This window comes from Paenibacillus sp. FSL R5-0475 (assembly GCF_038004585.1).
Taxonomy (GTDB): domain Bacteria; phylum Bacillota; class Bacilli; order Paenibacillales; family Paenibacillaceae; genus Paenibacillus_AQ.
Genome location: NZ_JBBORK010000001.1, coordinates 3192488 through 3210568, shown reverse-complemented (window position 1 = coordinate 3210568; position 18081 = coordinate 3192488). Strand labels below are relative to the sequence as shown.

The following is an 18081-nucleotide window of genomic DNA, read 5'->3' as shown; positions in this document are numbered from 1 at the left end:
TCTACTGAGCTTGACTACTCGTCAGTTTACTAGTATACTCATATTAACAAATCAAATAACACATAAAATAAACAAACGATGGACGTGACCAAATGAGAAACAATGGATTCACTGAAGATAACCAATTAAGCTTATTGATCTGGTTGCGGCTGGTTAGGGTATATGAGAATAGTAACGATCTTTCCAATGAATTCTTGAAGCAATTTAATTTAACAGTTAATCAATTCGATACCTTGGTACAAATATTATTACATCAGCCTGTAACACAGATGGAAATTGCCGAGCATCTAACCATTACTAAAGGTGGGGTATCCCATATGCTTGGCAGATTAGAGAAGGAAGGATGGATTGAACGCAAACAGGATTGGAAAGTGAAGTACATTACTTTAACGGAAAAGGGCCAAACACTTATTGAGAAGGTACTGCCCTTGCAATCGGATTTCCAAGCCTCGTTATTCGATCCACTGACAGATGAGGAGAAGAAAGTGTTTTACAGCATGCTTAAAAAGATTCATCGCCATAGCCAAGATGAGAATCGACTCCCGCGAGGTGTTCAGTAGTGTCGCAAAAGCTTTATTGATAATAAAGCTTACTTTTTTCCTCATCAGTATACTAGTAAACTTAAATTCGACAAAACTCATTAGGAGGTTTTTAAAATGAAACAACAACCCATAAACGGACAACATCATGTGTCTATGCTTACTAAGGACGCTAAACAAAACTTATGGTTTTATACAGAGGTACTGGGACTGAGACTTGTAAAGAAAACGGTCAATCAAGATGATCCATCCATGTACCATCTATTTTATGGAAATCGTAATGGTGCTCCTGGAACCGAAGTATCTTTCTTTGAAATGCCAAATGCAGGTCAGACCCGCAAAGGGACGAACAGTATTAGCTCTTTCTCCCTTCTTGTTCCTAGCGATGAAGCCTTGTCGTATTGGGCTAGTCGATTAGATTCTTTTGAAGTTCCTCATGAAGCGATTGTAAGTATCGGGGAACGTAAGTCGCTTACTTTTTATGATAGAGATGAATTGACGGTCCATTTAGTATCGGCTGAAAAAGATAATGGTATCGAGCTAGTTGAACCGTGGATTACAGAAGACATCCCTCCAAAGTATGCCATCGTTGGGTTAGGACCCGTTGAATTGACTGTACGTGAGGCTGGCCGCACAAAGACGGTTTTGGAAGATATCTTGGGCTATACACAAGTTCGGACAGTACCATCGATGGATGATTCCAAGATTATGGTAGATATATATGAAACGGGGAAGGGTGGTTTATACACCGAGCTCCAGGTCAAAGAAGTAAATGACAAAGATCGGGAGAGACCGGGTAAAGGGAGCATCCATCATGTGGCTATAAGAGTGAAGGATATCGAAGAACTAACCGCATGGGCCGCCAAGATCACTGCTGCAGGCTTTAAAAATACAGGGGTCATTGATCGTTATTACTTCCATTCCTTGTATTTCCGGGATCCGAACCATATTCTTTTTGAGCTTGCTACAGATGGCCCGGGATTTGAGATTGATGAAACTTTTGACGCGCTAGGAGAGAATTTGACCTTACCTTCATTTCTGGAAGAACGTCGTGAAGAGATTGAATCGAAGCTTCATCCTATCCGCTAAACCTAATACAACTATGAAAAGAGGACATAATCATGATGGAACAATATAGAATCGATGAGAAAAAAGGGTTGGAGCTAGGTTTATACACGTTAGGTGATCACACCACAGACGCCTTAACAGGAAAAGCAATTAGTGAACGACAACGGATTCAAGAGATCGTAGCGGCTGCCAAATTAGCTGAGGATGCTGGATTAGATGTATTTGGGGTAGGCGAGAGTCATCAACCGAAATTCATTACCTCAGCTGCCTCGGTTGTCCTTGGAGCCATTGCAAATGCAACCGAACGTATAAAGCTTGTCAGTTCAGCAACTGTACTAAGTACAGCAGATCCTGTACGTGTATATGAGGACTTTGCAACATTGGATTTGTTATCAGGCGGTAGAGCAGAGATTGTTGCTGGACGTGGATCGCGTCTCGGGGCCTATGAACTTTTTGGTTATGACGTAAGAGATTATGAAGAATTGTTCGAAGAGAAAATTGAATTGCTCATGAAAATAAATGAGTCCGATCGTATAACGTGGGAAGGGAAATTCCGTCCTGCATTAAATGATATGGAAATCTTCCCTAAGCCCTTAAATGGAAAGTTGCCAATTTGGCGAGCGGTTGGGGGACCTCCAGCAAGTGCAATTAAGGCGGGAAGAATGGGGATCCCGATGATGCTGACCACCCTTGGTGGCCCGTCATCTGCCTTTAAGGGTTCTGTAGACGCGTATCGTATGGTTGCTGCAGAGTCAGGGTTTAATCCAGCAGACCTTCCCATCAGCACAACTTCTTTAATGTATATTGATCCGGACTCACAAAAAGCATTCCGCGATTATTATCCATATATCAATCACTTGATGAAAGAGATTCGTGGGTCTTACTATCCGAAAGAACAATTTGCGGAAGCGATGAGTGTGCGAAATGCACTGCTCGTGGGAAGCCCGCAACAAATTGTGGAGAAGATCCTCTATCAACATGAGATGTATGGTCATAATCGTTTTTTAGCTCAGATTGATGTCGGTGGGTTACCTTATGCTCAAGTGGAACAAATGATTGACCTGTTCGCATCTGAAGTAGCACCAGCCGTAAGACGTGCTACAGCTAAGAAATAAGAAAGAGGGGATAGTATGAAGATCATTGGGATTTCAGGATCCATTGTTGGATCGAAGACTAGAATTGCTGTACAGCAAGCACTTAACAACATCACAGAAAAGCATCCGGATTTCGACGTAGAACTAATTGATCTAGGAGATTATAGGCTGGAATTTAGTGATGGACGCAGCTACATGGATTATACAGGTGATACCAAAGTTGTTCTGGAGAAAATCATGGCCGCCGACGCGTATATCATTGGCACCCCAGTTTTTCAAGCTTCGATTCCAGGAACACTTAAGAATCTATTTGATTTACTCCCGGTTAATGGGTTTAAGGATAAAGTTATCGGTATTGTAGTAACTGCAGGTTCTTCAAAACATTACTTAGTGGCAGAACAACAACTGAAACCGATCCTCTCTTATATGAGAGCGGTGGTGGTTCCTAAGTATGTTTTTATTGAAGAGAAACAATATGACCGGAAAGTAATTGTGGATGATGATATTATTTTTAGACTGAATCGACTAGCTAATGAATTGGTGAATACCACGAATGCGATGCAGCAAGTGAAGCAAGCGGAAGAAGCAGCGTTTTTCTTTTAAAAAGAAGGGCTCTGTTTAAGAAAATACCTTCAGTCTGTAATATAAAAGGGTATTTTATCCCTAACGTTGTATTTCGTGCAACAGAATGGATCCAAAAGAAAGGGGATCTGAATTCTGTTGCATTTTTTACAATTAAATATAGGTTAAAACTCTTTTTTGAAGGTTTTCAGCAAATTCTAATGTACGAAGTGCAATAGAAACCTTTTTTTGAGGTCTGTATATGACTTTCTATTGCACATTATGCAATGGAATGGAGTTCATATTCTAATTTAATCTCGTATTTCAATAGAATCAATAGTAATATCGACATAGACATGAGCAAGGACTTAACCATTTTGTTAAATAACTGGAAGTATATAATTTGAGGATTCATTTCTGAAAAGGGGGAGTAGTGTGACGAATAACCTTATTGCAAATAGTAGGTTGTATAATCAAATGATTGCAGGCTCTTTACATCACACACCAGAGCAGGTCGTGAAAAAAATGGGGGCTATGCAAGCGCAAGACTATATGCAGGCGGTTTGGGCCATCGGACTACGTTCTCCTGCTACGAAATTAGCTGATATAGAGCGTGCAATCGCTGACCGTAAGATTATACTTACTTGGACGCTGCGAGGTACGCTTCATTTCGTCCCAGCAGAAGATGTAAAATGGATGCTACAGCTCTCTGCACCGCGTTTAGCATCACAAACGAAGCGGCGAATGGCTGAGCTTGGACTTGATGATCAGACACTGGAGCGCTGTAGAGAAATTATTGTGGATGCTCTAAAGGGCGGGAAGCACATGGATCGTTCGGTCCTACTTCAGCTAATAGAAGAGGAAGGCATCCACACGGGGAATCAACGCGGTTATCACATGCTCTGGAATAGTGCCTATCAAGGACTGATTTGTTTTGGTCCGATGAATGGTAAACAGCAAACGATTGTATTGTTAGAGGAATGGGTGCCAGATTGCCGTGAGCTATCTTACGAACAATCGTTGCAAGAACTCGCCTTGCGGTATTTTACAGCCCGTGGATTAGCGACCGTTCAGGACTTCGCTTGGTGGGCAGGCATAACCCTTACAGATGCCAGACGAGGGCTGGAATCTGTGAAAAAAGAACTTCAATCGACAGATATAAATGGCAATGAGAATTGGATGTCTAACCATCGAGTAGTTTCAGCGGAAGAAGAGTCAGGTATCTATTTACTTCCAGGTTTCGATGAGTACATTCTTGGTTATAAAGACCGGAGTGCTGTACTTGAACCTGAGACGACTCCTTTAATTGTTCCTGGCAACAACGGTGTTTTCATGCCTATGATTGTTGTTGGTGGCCAAGTTATAGGTACATGGAAACGTTCGATTAAGAAAAAAGGAATTGAGATAGTCATTCATCCATTTAGAGAACTTGGAAATGCTGAAGAAGCTGTGTTTAAAGCTGCTGAAAGATATGCTGCTTTTATCGGGCTGCCGATACTCAATTTTAGCGTGTCTTCTACATTGACATGAGAATGAAAATATCGTTCAGGGGTGAAGATCAAGTTCATGAATGAGGGCGAGTTAAGGTGCTTTATAGAAGACGAATACATATGGAACAGGTGCAGGCACTAACGCACTTATTAGCCCCTGAAAGTTGATTTTTCAGATAGTTCTGATAAGAACGTAACCCGGCAGGTGCGACCTGCCGGGTTTATTCATAAATCTAATTGACTATATGAACTAAATTCGTCTAGCTAATTCTGCACCCTCCCAAATAGCATTAAGCGCTCTGCGAGCTTGTACTGCATCCCCAATTACATGATAAGGAATGGAGCTGTCCTCCAAGAAGTTCTGAAGGGATTGCTTGTTTAGGGCGCGTGATCCTACTGCGATTACTACATAATCGGCTGGCAGGCTGAGAAGCTCCCCATCTTTTTCAACCATCACGCTATTCTTTTGGATCGTCATGCACTTGCTGTTGGTCATTAATCTAACACCGTGGCCATATAAGCTTTCCATTACACAGATTTTACGAAGGATACCCAGATCATTTGCTACATCGGCTTGCATTTCTACAACAGTGATTTGATTTCCGCGTTCGACCAGGAGCTCAGCGACCTCGAGACCGACCAAACCCCCTCCAATAATAACAACTCGACCTTCAGGATGAGCTGTTCCCCATAATACATCATGTGAATTTACTACATGACTACTCAGAACACCTTCTACTGGAGGAATAATCGGGGCTGATCCGATTGCAAGAATGACTTCATCCGGACTGATTTCTTGAATAAGCTCTGGAGTAACCTCCGTATTCATTCGGATTTCTACACCTTCACGTTTAGCCGTCTCTCCCATATTCAGAGCAGCCGTGGCCATTTCTTCTTTACGCGGTGCGGCACCAGCGATATAAAGCTGTCCGCCTAGAATGTCATTCTTTTCGCATAAGATTGGAGAATGCCCACGACGTTTCAGCGTGATTGCTGCTTCTAATCCGGCTGGCCCACCACCGGCTATAAGTACTTTTTTTGGTGTGCTCGCTCGCTGTAATTCATATTCACTTTCTCTTCCGGTAGCAGGATTAAATACACAGCTGATGAAAGGCACCTTCGGATTTACGAATCCATCGAAGCAACCTTGATCACAACCCACACATTTAACAATAGTGTCCGCGCGTCCAGCTAATGCTTTGTTACAGAATTCAGGATCTGCCAATTGAGCGCGGCCAATAGCTACGAAATCAGCCAGTCCTTCGGCAATAATTCGATTAGCAATAGCTGGATCATTAATACGTCCTACAGCTATAACTGGAATGTTAACCACGGATTTAATTTGTGCTGCGTTATCTACATTGAAGCCCACAGGTAGATCGATAGGTGGTACTTCATATTTAATAGCTGAGCCTGCTGGAACTCCGCGCGATACATTAATCGCATCAATACCAGCATCCTCAGCGAGCTTCGAGAAGAGCTTCATATCTTCCAGTGTAAGTCCGCCGGGAAGATCCTCGATAGCAGAGATTCTCATCAAGATAGGGAACCTAGGTCCAACGGCTTCTCGAATGGCACGGATACAAGCGAGCGGAAAGCGACAACGATTCTCCCAGGAACCGCCGTACTCATCCTGACGGAAGTTCATCGCTGGGCTTAGAAATTGTTGTGGCAAATAACCATGACCAGCATGGAATTCTACACTGTCAAATCCAGCTTTTTTCGCACGTGAAGCAGCATCTGCGTAAGCTTGAACCATCTCACTAACTTCGTGATTCTCCAGCTCTCGGGGGGTATGTGTTACACCCTCGAAAGGGACAGGGGAGGAGGAGACTTGAATCAGGTTGGGAGTTACTTTCCCTCCATGCCATAACTGAAGACAGCTTTTGCCGCCTGCATCACGAATAGCATGAGCCAATTGGGTCATACCAGGAATGAATTTATCATCAAATATGGCTGGAGCATCCTCAGAAGCAGCCGTTGGGTGAACGGTTGTTACTTCAACTGTATTTAAGCCGTTACCTCCTTTTGCGCGTGCTACATGGTAATCAATCAAGCGCTCGCTGACATACCCACCCGGAGCATTCATTTTTGTTCCCATGGCAGGCAAAATGACCCGGTTCTTAAGCTCCATATTTCCTATCGTACCTTTGCTGAACAAATGTGCGAATTCCATGCTATAACTTCCTCTCTATACATAGGTTAAAAATAACTAGGTTATTTTAACCTATACTATCGAACGGAACGATAAAAGTATGTGCATAAAATCACGAAGTATTTGGCACAAATGCAGTCCTTGAGGTAAGATAAGAAAATGACCGGAAATGAAGTCCGGTAGTTCGGAGGATGAATATGGATATTGAAGTCTTGATTCTGGCTCAATTAATGAAAGGGTCAAAACATGGTTATGAGATTAAAAAAAATATCATTTTCGTAATGAGTAACGATAAAATCGTTAATAATAATTCGCTGTATCCGAAGCTGAAATTGTTTGAAAAGCGAGGTTGGGTGATTAAAAAAACGGAAATGCAGGAAAACCGGCCTAAACGGTATGTGTATTCCATCACAGCCGAGGGTGAGGAGCGGTTTCATATCTGCTTGAACGAATTTTCACTGGAGACTATTCGTATTGATAATGAATGGTCTATTCGTCTTGCTTATTATGAGCTACTGGATCAGGAGGCCCGCCGAAGATTACTTGATTACAGAGAGACTTACATGAAAGAGAAGCTGGAACATTTACAACAGTTATCCCTAGTGGTTGGGAACGGTGAAGATTTGGATTACTCTGAAGAGCTATATTTTTATACCCGAAGTATGGTATTACATGAGCTAGAGTTAATCCATGAGCTTTCCCATAAACTGGGCGCCTTGGATATGCATTGATCCGTATCTCGCTGTCGATCATCATTGTAACTGAAATTAATGAAGAAGGGGGTTTTCCTTGAGAAAAGTATACTTATTAACCCTTGGTCTTGTACTCCTGTTTATTTTTTCAGCCTGCGATCAAGAACAGGCAAGTGATTCTGTAATTAAGGAAGTAACGGTTACAACCAAGGGGAGAGTCATTCAATCTGTCTTAAAGCCACTTGAAAGGAACACTAATTCAGAAGAAGTTAATGTATCTTTCCAAAGCCTTATGACTGAACCGGATGTTTCAATTCCCTATGTGAAGCTTGGAGAAATCATAGAAATCGAATTTAGCAATACAGCCCCAAACAGCTACAAATTGACAGATTATATTTTGAAAGATAATGGTACTTTAAAGTATAAAAAAGAAACAGCAGAGCCGGTAAATGTTGAATGGGCGGATAAGACAGCTACTTTTAAGCTCGATTCGAATATGGCGGCTTTTCTTAGTTCAGATAGTAAGGATTATGAATCAGGGGCAACTATACGGGGATTTCGACTGACAGGCGAGTGGCTAGACCAGACTAAGGAAATCACGTTTGTTATTCGAACAGATGCTAAGTAGGTATGGAGATCATCATAGTGAGAACCCGGGATTGCGATTCATCAATCAAAAAGACTAACCAGAAAGTCTGGTTAGTCTTTTATGTTGTTCGATCTTTTTATTTCACTTTAATGCCCATGGCTTGCGCAACCTTAGTGAATACTTCGGTATTTTCGTATACTCCTGTAAACAACTGAGCGTTTTTGCCCATGGCCGTAATTGGAATATCCACTGCTGTATGACCTGAAGTCGTCCAGTCTACAACGAAATTCTGTTTGGAGTTAGCGATGGCAAACGGACCATCTTCTTTGGAAATGCCGTCACCTGATTCATCTTCAGCGTCTACGGCTTCAATAGAGAATCCACCTGTTTCATGGTCGGCGAGAACTAGGACAAGGGTATCCGGATTCTTTTTAGCGAAATCTTTGGCAATCTGTACGGACTTATCTAACTCTTGTCCCGCTTTAATCGTCATCTTGGCATTGTTTTGGTGTGCAAATTCGTCAGTACCCTCTTCTTCAACCATCAGGAAAAATCCTTTTTTATTTGCTGCAAGCGTGTCTATCGCTTTTTTCGTCATTTCAGGCAGGGATACAACCGGGTTGTAGATATCTCCTTCACCCTCTGGCTTTTGCTGGAACATTTCCTCATTTGCAAATAACCCGAGAAGCTTGCCGCTTTTCGCCTTTTGCATATCGGTTTTGTTCGTTACGTAGGAGTATCCAAGCTGTTTAGCTTTGTCTACAAGGTTCCCTTGCGTTCCTTTGCTCTTCTCTGAAGGATCTTCAGCTGGCTCATCTGCGAATTTACCTGGATTCCCAGCAGGATACCAGAAGTCTTCGCCTCCACCGAGAAGAACGTCAACTTTGCTCTTGGTCAGAAGCTGCAGAGCGATATCACTTTGTTTGGAGCGATCTTCAACATGAGCACCAAAGGCGGCGCCTGTAGCATCAGTAACTTGGCTGGTAGTTACAACGCCTGTAGATTTCCCTGCTGATTTTGCATATTCCATAATGGTTTGTACGGACTTTTTATCTGCATTCATCCCAATGGCACCGTTATAAGTCTTGACTCCGCTGGCATAGGCTGTGGCTGAAGCAGCTGAATCTGTAACAGGGACAGTGGAGCTTGTATGAATTAGTCCAGCATATGGCATAGAATCCATCGCTAGATTTCCTTTTTCACCTACTGTAGCTAGGCGGATGGCATTGCGCTGGGCAGTACCCATTCCGTCACCGACAAACAGAATCACATTTCTTGTGTTTGATGAAGCTGCATTGGCCTGATTTGGTGCTTGTGTAGTGACTACGTTGGAAACGAAGAGAGCAGTTGCTGCAGTCGCTACAATTGCCGTCTTAACGCCGTACTTTTTCGGTGATTTCATAATTTCCCTCCTAATGTATGTTTACAACCTCATACTATAGTAATTACATTAAGAGAATGTTTTCGGATATTGTAAAAAATGTAAATTGTAGCGTGCTTGAAAGCATAGGATTTACAGTAGGCAAGATTTCAAAATAAAATATATCTAGGTGTATTATTACAATATTGAATATATTCATCTCCGAATACAGATTTTAAATGCTGCTCTTCCTGAAGAATAAGTAAATGAATGGCTACAATGTTAAGAAAGAATATAATTAGTGTTAATGAATTTGGATACATAAGATACAATCCAAGAAACATGAGATCAAAACCGACAAATGCGGCGTTTCTACTAAATTTATATATACCGTGCGTGATGAGTTTTGTTACAGTAGACTTATCAATCCCAACTCTCCACGAAGTACGCATGGCAATCATTGCTTGTATGAAAATGGAACATCCGAGGGCTACTACACCAACACCGATAAAGTGAATCGCCGGATGATTAAAATGTTCTCCTACTAGTGTAACTATGTATGACTCCGCTAAGGAAAACATAAACCACGCTGCTCCCCACACAAAAGTAGTAGTCTTAACGAACAGCTCGGTATAATGGATCATAGATCGTTTATTTCCTTTAGCTAATACGTTACCTTTAATGTGGTTCTTTTTGTAAAGTATAAGGAGCTTCAAAAGGTAAGAAATAAGGAATATGAAGAAAAGAATTAGGGATAGGATATTTTTTAGATTACTCATTGTAATTTCCTCCTCACTAATACATATGAATGATTGCTCATATGTTTGCTTATATCTTATTTCCTGATGCTGTGCATGTCAACTAAATATTGATTTAGGGGGATAATGTGAAAACGTCAACGTATAAAAGATGGTGGTTAGGGGTCCTGATTATTGCGGCTATTGCATTAGTAAGTGGAATCGGAATGCTGGTTAAGCCATCGGGGTTGTCAACATATACTTCAAAAGAGTATAAGGTCACTTTGAAGTATCCCTCCGAGTGGGAAGTAAATCCAGAATATGCTGAGAGGTATCAGGGGAACGACGGATTTTTTCAATTATCCGCTATTTCTGGAGAGGGGTTATCCATCGATGAAGTAGCAAACAAGGATGCATTTCATCAACTGAAGCCTTATGGCTCTGATCCACAAATCATTGAACTGACACTAGAGGGGTTAAAAGCGGAAGAGAAAGCACGATTGATTGTGCCTTCTGCTGATCAGGAAGAGGAATGGAATCATCAGGCTGCTATTATTTTGAAATATCCAGAAGCGGTGAAAATAGGAGATTCTTTGTTCAATTATTTTATTTTATGGGCGGATATAAAGCATGTGGAGGACATAGGTCAGACTGTTCGATTTACTGGAAAACCGTAAAGTGTTTGCACACGAAGAAAGTCTGCTGGCTTAATTACCGGTATTTCTAGGGAATATTCCAACTGCCATTTTTGTGTTTTTTGAGCTTGACGACTCGTGGGATTATCCCATGGGGGGTACACTCGTAGTGCTCTTTTGCCACCGTCACCTTTATTGGATAATATATCTTGTTTACCTAGCACAGCTTTTGGAAATACAAATTGACCAAAGTGATTCTCATTGCGCGTACTTATAACGAAGAGATCAGCAGGATCTGATATATCATAGGGTTGGATGGGGCCATCTCCAATTCTCTCCCATAACGTGACAAACTGCCCGATCTTTGTAGGTGTGATTTTTGCAACACGGAATCTAATGGATAGCACGTTTATATTAAATATATACGCCCCATAATCAGCATTGTGTGGTTCATGAATGAGGTCAGAGCAATCAAGATTGCACGGGTTATATACAAGCTCTTGGGTAGCAAGCAGATCACTATGAATGATACCTGAAAAGCTGTGATTCTTAAATTTCATCTGTTCAAATCTCCCGGTTGAGTTCCTTAGAAACTCCTAATGTTCTCTATCTTAATGCAAGAATAGGGAGTTCACAACCGTGAACAGAGCACCTTTCCCTTGAGACTGGAGGTAGTCGTATGAAATCCATACATAAATTAATTGAAATTTTTAAGCTGAGTGTTTTGAATATAGAGTCTGTTCCAGAGTCGTTTAGTTCTGAAGTGTATAAACTTACTCTTAATAATCTAGACAACGTATACGTGAAAATTCCATACTACAGGGATAAACTGGTTCGCGAATTTGAGATGCTTGAAAGACTAAAGGGTGTTATACCTGTTCCAAAAGTATTGGATTTCTGGGACGGAGATAATAGAAGTGTCGGTGCATTGCTTCTCTCCGCTATAGATGGGGTGCCTTGTACGAGTAACATTGATCAGAGTCTGGCGTTTCAAATCGGTAATTATCATGCCATGCTTCATAAAGTTACCATGCCAGCGTATGGATGTTATGGATCCGATGGTTTTCAGATGGTAGAGAACAATAGCTGGAGATTATACCTGAAAAATAATTTTGAAAAGTGGAAAGAACCTTGTAAGGAACTCCTTCATCCTGATTTATTTGAGGAATGTATTACTCACTTTGATAGCGTATATTCGGCGTTACCTGAACCTGATGGGCCTTGTGTTGTTCATATGGATTTTCGACCAGGCAATATATTAATAAAAGATAATGTAGTCGTTGGTATAATTGATTACGAGAGCGCTCGTGGTGGTTCCTCTGAAATTGATTTTACAAAAATAAACCGATACGTCTGGGAAGTAAACCCGCTAACACGGCTCCCTTATGTGCAAGGCTACGAATCGGTTCGTCCTTTACCTGATCTCGAAAATATTATACCGTTTTATAATTTTTATGATGCTTTTAGTGCGGTAGTTTGGTGTAAAACCAGAGGGATTGAGAACAATAAGGCATTTCTTCAGGAAAGTATAGAGGTATTGCAAAGATCTATAGAAGGAATGAATTGATGGGAAAAATTTGAAATGACTTCATTGCATGCTAGGAAGTGCTGTGCTTGCTTAATTTAATAATCCTATGCTTGGTAAGTAAATAGAAGTGAAATGTTTAATCGTATGGGGGAGTAGAAGCTTTGGAAATAAAAAATAAACAAGTTGAACAACGGTATTGTCCTTTATGTAAAGAATTAAATCATTGTGGTGCTAATAGTGATGATTGTTGGTGTTTTCATACGGAAATTCCTGCAGAACTACTAGAAAGGGTACCTTTGGAACTGAGTGGTAAAGCCTGTATCTGTCAAAGATGCGTAGAGGCGTTTAAAAAACATTAAATAGAAATTTAACTAACTCAAGACGAAAACAGTAATTATATTGTGTATACTTAAATAGTAATATAAAAAAACATATGGGGGACACAGATGAGAAAGCCTGTAATTGCAGTTGATATGGATGACACGATATGCCATCTAGTCAAACGAGCTATATACCATAACAACAATGATTTCCCCACTCATGTACTGAAGTACGAGGAGATGCTTGATTGGAATACGGATCATTTACGTCATCCAGATTGTACACAAGATGTATTCTATGGGCGGCCTGGTTTATATGAGGAGCTTGAATTATTCGACGAGCATGTTGTAGGTGAAATGGAGAAGCTGCACAATGCTTATGATGTTATTATTGTTACGGCGGCCCAGCCCAATGCAGTTGTTGAAAAATGGAACTGGCTGCAGAAGCATATGCCGTTTATTCCCATCGAAAATTTCTTCCCATGCAAACGAAAGAATCTTATTAATTATGATCTTCTGATCGATGACGGGGTTCACAACTTGGTTCCTGCATTGCAGGACGGAAGGAAAGTACTCTGTATTCCGCATCCATGGAATTTGAGAGCTCGTGAACAATATGGATTTCCATTATTGACCTCCTGGGAAGGTGCGAAAGAGAAGATTGATCAGATTTTTGAAAATTCAAGAGACTAACTGATTTGAGGAGAGTTGCTCACATAGAGCAATTCTCTTTTTTTATGCTTTTTAGATTTTTTTGCCTATTTTTTCGTAACTACTTCATCTGTCGTAGTAATTATGGTATACTGCAACTACTACGACAGATGAAGTAATCATAGGGGGTACCATTTTTGATCAGCAGTGATGTTATACGTGGTTACAATGATACGATGATCCTCTACATGCTGCTCGATGGGGAATCCTACGGGTACGAGATTTCTAAGAATATCAGGCAGCTGACTCAGGAGAAGTATGTCATGAAGGAAACAACGCTGTATTCCGCCTTTACCCGGCTGGAGAAGAACGGGTACATTGAATCCTTTTATCTGGATGAGAGTCTTGGCAAGCGGCGCACATATTACCGGATTACCCCGCTGGGTCTCGCCTATTACCGAGAAAAATGTGAGGAATGGAAGGTTACGCAGGAAGTTGTAAACCAATTTATCAAGGAGTGGTGATAGTGCATGGAGACGATCATAGTATATCTGGATAATATGTTTGCGGGTCTGCCGAAGACTCCGGAACTGGAGCATTTGAAGCAGGAGCTGCTGTCCGGGATGGAAGATAAGTACCTGGAGCTGAAGCGGGATGGCAAGTCTGAGAATGAGGCGATCGGTATCGTTATTTCGGAATTCGGCAATATTGAGGAGCTGACTGCTGAGCTAGGCATCCGTCCAACCGGACGGGAGAAGACTGTGCCCATGCTTAGTGAAGAAGAGGTTTATGCTTATGCGGCTGCTAAACGTAGCTCTGGATTATGGACCGGTCTCGGTGTTTTTCTCTGCGCATGCGGGGTGGCGCTGTTGATTACTCTTAGTACATTGTTTGAAAATAATGCTGATATGGCTGATAAAGGTTCGATGCTGGGGATGGTCGGAATGTTCGTGCTGGTCGCTGTGGCCGTTGGGATGTTCATTTATAGCGGCATGAAACTCGAGCGCTTCGAAAGTCTAGAGCAAGGCTTTCAGCTACCTTATGCGCTCAAAACGGCGCTTCAGCGCAGTCAAGCCCTTTATGCTCCGACTTATCGCCTTGCTTTGATTGTGGGCGTCTGTCTTTGTGTGCTGTCGCCGACCTTTATCTTCGCAACTTCGTATTTCAACGATGATTTCGCTGCTTATGGAGTTTCTGCCTTTCTGGTGATTGCAGCAACTGCGGTGTTCTTGTTCGTCTATTATGGAAATATCCAAGAAACTTATACGAAGCTACTGAATGAGCCACATATCGATGCAAAGTAGAAGGGAAAAGAACAATTTGTGAGAGGGCTGTGTTGTGGCCGTTGGCGACGGCGATTTTTCTGTTTACGGGCTTTGTCTATGGACGCTGGGACGTCAACTGGGCAGTATTTTCAATTACTGGAATCTTGTCCGGCATGTTCAGCAATGTGTATCATATTCTAAAGCGCAAAAATGTCTCCTGATTATACTGACTGCACATTAAGGTAACCTCATTGTTTGGAGGTTACCTTTTTTCTTTTGTCCAATTTGCTGGAACATCATTGACATGATGTATTAAATGTATTTAAATGGAATAGACCGACGGTCGGTCTATAAAAAGGAGGACTCAAAATAAATGAGAATTTCCAAAGAAGCGGAAGAACGCAGAAATGAAATATTAGATAAAGCAGAAATGCTTTTTTTTACGAAAGGTTATGCGAGAACTACAGTGAACGACATCTTGCAGGAGATCGGGATTGCCAAGGGCACGTTCTACTATTATTTCAAGTCGAAGGAGGAGGTTATGGAAGCAGTGGTCACACGATTCATCGATGCTGGAGTGGACATTGCGAAGATCATTGCTGCTGATTCAAAGCTCTCCGTACATGAAAAGCTACTACAAATCATAATGGCACAGAAACCTGATTCGGAGAGAAAAGGTCACATGATTGAACAGTTTCATCAAGCTGAGAATGCACTAATCCATCAGAAAAGCTTGGCTGAAACTATTTTGAAGCTAACACCTGTGTTGACAGAGGTGATTGAGCAGGGAATCGAGGAGAGCTTGTTCCACTGTCCTTATCCTAAAGAAACGATGGAATTTCTGTTGGTCGCCTCACAATTTCTATTGGATGAAGGGATTTTCAAGTGGCAACCGGAAGAGATCATTCTCAAAATTCAGAGCTTTATTTATATTATGGAGACTACGTTGGGAGCTGAAAAAGGAAGCTTTTCCTACGTAACGCAAATGTTTGAGTAAGGTCCGTGCAGGGAGGATGAATGAGACGTAGGGGAGAGATCGTCAATGCTGCTACAAATTGTGAAAAAAGATTTTCAAAGAAATAAAATCATAACGATCGTCTTATTTATTTTTATGATGTTATCGGCGTTGCTTGCTGCTTGTGCTTCTCAAGTCATTATGGAATTGTCCGGTTCTTTAAGTCATTTGCTGGATAAATCAAAGGCTCCCCATTTTGTTCAAATGCATGCTGGTCCAATAGATAACGCAGGTATTCAAAAATTTGCTTCTACAAATCCACTTGTTAAGAATCAACAAACAGTAGAAATGCTAAGGATAGATGGTTCGCAGATTGTCTTAGGTAACAGCAATAAGTCGGAAGAGAACAGCGTAATGGATATAGGTTTTGTTAAGCAGAACCCATCATTTGATTTGCTGCTGAATTTAGAGAATCAAGTGATTAGGGTAGCTGAAGGAGAAATCGCAGTTCCTATTTATTATATGAAGCAGAATGATCTGAAGATTGGTGATCAGGTTACCCTTTCCAATGGACAGTTAGATCAAAAATTTATGGTTACGGATTTTGTTCGAGACATCCAAATGAATCCAGCTATTGTTAGCTCTAAGCGCTTTGTCGTAAATGACACGGATTATAATGTACTTAAGAAGAACCATGGAGAAGTTGAGTACTTAATTGAATTTCAAATCACCGATTTAAGTAGACTTAGCGAGTTCCGGAATACCTATCAATCCTCAGATATGCCCGGTAAAGGACCAATGATAGACTATCCTTTGTTTAAGACGCTGAATGCGCTGACAGATGGGATTATTGCAGTTGTCATTATTTTGGTAAGTATCCTTCTTATGATTATTGCCGTCCTATGTTTAAGGTTTACGATGATCGCGACCTTAGAGGAGGATTATAGAGAGATTGGCGTCATGAAAGCAATTGGGATTTCACAGCGAGATATTAGAAGGATCTATTTGGCAAAATATATGGTTATGGCAGCATGCGCTTCACTGCTAGGATATTTATTATCTTTGGGTGTGGTGCGATTGTTTACAGCGAATATCACATTGTACTTGGGGACTGCTCCAAAAACGATCCTTCAGCCTATTGTTCCAGTCTTAGCGGTCGGTTTGATCTTCGGCATGATTGTATTCTTTTGCAGAGTTATTCTTAGAAGGTTTAATCGTATAACAGTAGTAGAGGCTTTAAGGTCAGGGACTGTGGGGGAGTTGAAAGGCAATAAAAGTAGAGTAGTGCTGAGTAAGCGCAGGCATATAAATGTGAATGTTTTTCTAGGCCTAAAGGATGTTTATGGACGCTTCACCATGTTCGGATTGCTATTCTTCGTATTTGTGATCTGTCTGTTTATCATTCTTGTGCCAGTGAATATATTGAATACCCTTCAGTCCCCTCGGTTTATTTCTTATATGGGTGTAGGTCAGAGTGACATGAGAATCGATTTGCAGCCATCTGATCAAATAGAGAAGCGATTTAATAAACTGATAACGACGCTAAATAAGGACTCCGATATAGCTAAATTCTCACCATTAATTACTTCTCGATTTAAAGTGCAAGGCAGCGATGGCGTATGGGAGAATATCAATGTTGAAACAGGAGATTTCTCTATTTTTCCGCTCACTTATGTTAACGGAGGAACCCCTGAAAGTGGGGATGAGATTGCCCTTTCTGATCTGAATGCCAAGGAATGGAACAAAAGGGTAGGGGATAGCGTTCTTTTGGAGGTAGATGGCACTTCGAAAAAATTGACGGTTAGCGGGATCTACCAAGATATAACGAATGGAGGTCGAACTGCAAAAGCCCGATTACCGTATGACCCGAAGTCCGTGCTATGGTATATCGTAGCTTTAGATGTGAATCCGAATGTTTCCGTTCAGGAGAAAATGGATCAATATGCAAAGTTATTTTATCCAGCCAAAGTTACTCATCTAGAAAGCTATTTATCTCAGACGCTCGGGAATACGATTCGCCAATTAAAGCTGGTCACTGGCTTATCCATTGCTATCTCGATATCAATTTCAGTATTGATTACAGCTTTATTTCTAAAAATGCTGCTAGCGAAGGACGTCTCGCAAATTGCAATTTTGAGAAGCATTGGCTTTACGTTAGAAGATATTCGAAAGCAATATCAGGTAAGGCTGCTACTGGTTTCTGGTCTTGGAATCATTCTCGGAACCTTTGCAGCGAATACCATCGGTCAAAAATCCACTCAATTACTCGGATCCTTTATGGGAGCATCCCAAATACAGTTTGTAGTTAATCCGGTAATAGCTTATCTTGTTCTCCCTCTTTTTTTCATGCTCATTGTAGCACTCACAACCGTAGTAAGCACGATATCGATGAAGAAATCCAATTTATCTAAACTGATTGTCGAATGAGGGTGAGGTGGTAGT

20 protein-coding genes are annotated in these 18081 nt (G+C 41.3%); 16 read left to right on the top strand and 4 right to left on the bottom strand.

All coding sequences use genetic code 11. The features are described 5' to 3' along the window. The first annotated feature begins 92 nt into the window (after positions 1-92). From MKX41_RS14410 to MKX41_RS14390, 5 genes are all read left to right on the top strand, one after another. Positions 93-560, top strand: coding sequence for a MarR family winged helix-turn-helix transcriptional regulator (locus tag MKX41_RS14410; RefSeq protein WP_042189900.1), 468 nt, complete (start codon positions 93-95; stop codon positions 558-560). A 96-nt stretch (positions 561-656) separates the two neighbouring features. Beyond that, positions 657-1628, top strand: coding sequence for a ring-cleaving dioxygenase (locus MKX41_RS14405; protein ID WP_340971366.1), 972 nt, complete (start codon positions 657-659; stop codon positions 1626-1628). A gap of 32 nt (positions 1629-1660) precedes the next feature. Next, positions 1661-2722 carry an LLM class flavin-dependent oxidoreductase gene (locus MKX41_RS14400; RefSeq protein ID WP_340971365.1) on the top strand — a complete coding sequence of 354 codons (1062 nt, stop codon included), beginning with the start codon at positions 1661-1663 and terminating at the stop codon, positions 2720-2722. 15 nt (positions 2723-2737) lie between these two features. Then, the gene (locus MKX41_RS14395; protein ID WP_340971363.1) at positions 2738-3304 is read left to right on the top strand and encodes an NADPH-dependent FMN reductase; all 567 of its coding nucleotides are present in this window, start codon (positions 2738-2740) and stop codon (positions 3302-3304) included. Between the two features lie 393 nt (positions 3305-3697). Continuing rightward, positions 3698-4792: a winged helix DNA-binding domain-containing protein gene (locus MKX41_RS14390; protein ID WP_340971361.1), complete on the top strand. Its 1095-nt coding sequence runs from the start codon at positions 3698-3700 to the stop codon at positions 4790-4792. 210 nt (positions 4793-5002) lie between these two features. Here the strand turns inward: MKX41_RS14390 and baiCD are convergent, their stop codons facing one another. After that, positions 5003-6928 carry a bile acid Fe-S flavoenzyme BaiCD gene (baiCD, locus tag MKX41_RS14385; RefSeq protein ID WP_340971359.1) on the bottom strand — a complete coding sequence of 642 codons (1926 nt, stop codon included), beginning with the start codon at positions 6926-6928 and terminating at the stop codon, positions 5003-5005. Between the two features lie 176 nt (positions 6929-7104). Here baiCD and MKX41_RS14380 point away from each other — a divergent pair, with 176 nt between their 5' ends. Continuing rightward, positions 7105-7638, top strand: coding sequence for a PadR family transcriptional regulator (locus MKX41_RS14380; RefSeq protein WP_340971357.1), 534 nt, complete (start codon positions 7105-7107; stop codon positions 7636-7638). Positions 7639-7696: 58 nt separating this feature from the next. Further along, the gene (locus tag MKX41_RS14375; protein WP_340971354.1) at positions 7697-8227 is read left to right on the top strand and encodes a hypothetical protein; all 531 of its coding nucleotides are present in this window, start codon (positions 7697-7699) and stop codon (positions 8225-8227) included. 97 nt (positions 8228-8324) lie between these two features. On the opposite strand, the gene MKX41_RS14370 is transcribed toward MKX41_RS14375, so the two are convergent. Together MKX41_RS14370 and MKX41_RS14365 are read right to left on the bottom strand one after the other, a co-directional pair. Further along, the gene (locus MKX41_RS14370) at positions 8325-9590 is read right to left on the bottom strand and encodes an alkaline phosphatase (protein WP_339242497.1); all 1266 of its coding nucleotides are present in this window, start codon (positions 9588-9590) and stop codon (positions 8325-8327) included. A gap of 128 nt (positions 9591-9718) precedes the next feature. Beyond that, positions 9719-10327 (bottom strand): methyltransferase family protein, encoded by a 609-nt coding sequence (locus MKX41_RS14365; RefSeq protein WP_340971352.1) that lies wholly within the window; start codon positions 10325-10327, stop codon positions 9719-9721. 107 nt (positions 10328-10434) lie between these two features. Between MKX41_RS14365 and MKX41_RS14360 the strand changes: the two genes are divergently transcribed. Continuing rightward, positions 10435-10962, top strand: coding sequence for a peptidase M56 (locus tag MKX41_RS14360; protein WP_340971351.1), 528 nt, complete (start codon positions 10435-10437; stop codon positions 10960-10962). On the opposite strand, the gene MKX41_RS14355 is transcribed toward MKX41_RS14360, so the two are convergent. Continuing rightward, positions 10932-11480, bottom strand: coding sequence for a MepB family protein (locus MKX41_RS14355; protein ID WP_340971349.1), 549 nt, complete (start codon positions 11478-11480; stop codon positions 10932-10934). The genes MKX41_RS14360 and MKX41_RS14355 overlap by 31 nt on opposite strands. Positions 11481-11599: 119 nt before the next feature. Here MKX41_RS14355 and MKX41_RS14350 point away from each other — a divergent pair, with 119 nt between their 5' ends. The 8 genes from MKX41_RS14350 (at position 11600) to MKX41_RS14320 (ending at position 18066) form a co-directional block, all read left to right on the top strand. Beyond that, positions 11600-12487, top strand: coding sequence for a phosphotransferase family protein (locus MKX41_RS14350; protein ID WP_340971347.1), 888 nt, complete (start codon positions 11600-11602; stop codon positions 12485-12487). Positions 12488-12609: 122 nt separating this feature from the next. Next, positions 12610-12807 (top strand): cysteine-rich CWC family protein, encoded by a 198-nt coding sequence (locus MKX41_RS32315; RefSeq protein ID WP_445671317.1) that lies wholly within the window; start codon positions 12610-12612, stop codon positions 12805-12807. Between the two features lie 87 nt (positions 12808-12894). Then, positions 12895-13461 carry a 5' nucleotidase, NT5C type gene (locus tag MKX41_RS14345; RefSeq protein WP_340971344.1) on the top strand — a complete coding sequence of 189 codons (567 nt, stop codon included), beginning with the start codon at positions 12895-12897 and terminating at the stop codon, positions 13459-13461. 155 nt (positions 13462-13616) lie between these two features. Further along, positions 13617-13943 carry a PadR family transcriptional regulator gene (locus tag MKX41_RS14340; RefSeq protein ID WP_042189881.1) on the top strand — a complete coding sequence of 109 codons (327 nt, stop codon included), beginning with the start codon at positions 13617-13619 and terminating at the stop codon, positions 13941-13943. A 6-nt stretch (positions 13944-13949) separates the two neighbouring features. Continuing rightward, positions 13950-14723 carry a permease prefix domain 1-containing protein gene (locus MKX41_RS14335; protein ID WP_339265994.1) on the top strand — a complete coding sequence of 258 codons (774 nt, stop codon included), beginning with the start codon at positions 13950-13952 and terminating at the stop codon, positions 14721-14723. Between the two features lie 32 nt (positions 14724-14755). Further along, positions 14756-14905: a hypothetical protein gene (locus tag MKX41_RS14330; RefSeq protein ID WP_340971342.1), complete on the top strand. Its 150-nt coding sequence runs from the start codon at positions 14756-14758 to the stop codon at positions 14903-14905. A gap of 152 nt (positions 14906-15057) precedes the next feature. Continuing rightward, complete coding sequence (locus tag MKX41_RS14325) at positions 15058-15681, top strand: TetR/AcrR family transcriptional regulator (RefSeq protein ID WP_340971341.1); 624 nt, start codon at positions 15058-15060, stop codon at positions 15679-15681. Positions 15682-15726: 45 nt separating this feature from the next. Next, positions 15727-18066 (top strand): ABC transporter permease, encoded by a 2340-nt coding sequence (locus MKX41_RS14320; protein WP_340971339.1) that lies wholly within the window; start codon positions 15727-15729, stop codon positions 18064-18066. Positions 18067-18081 lie beyond the last annotated feature (15 nt).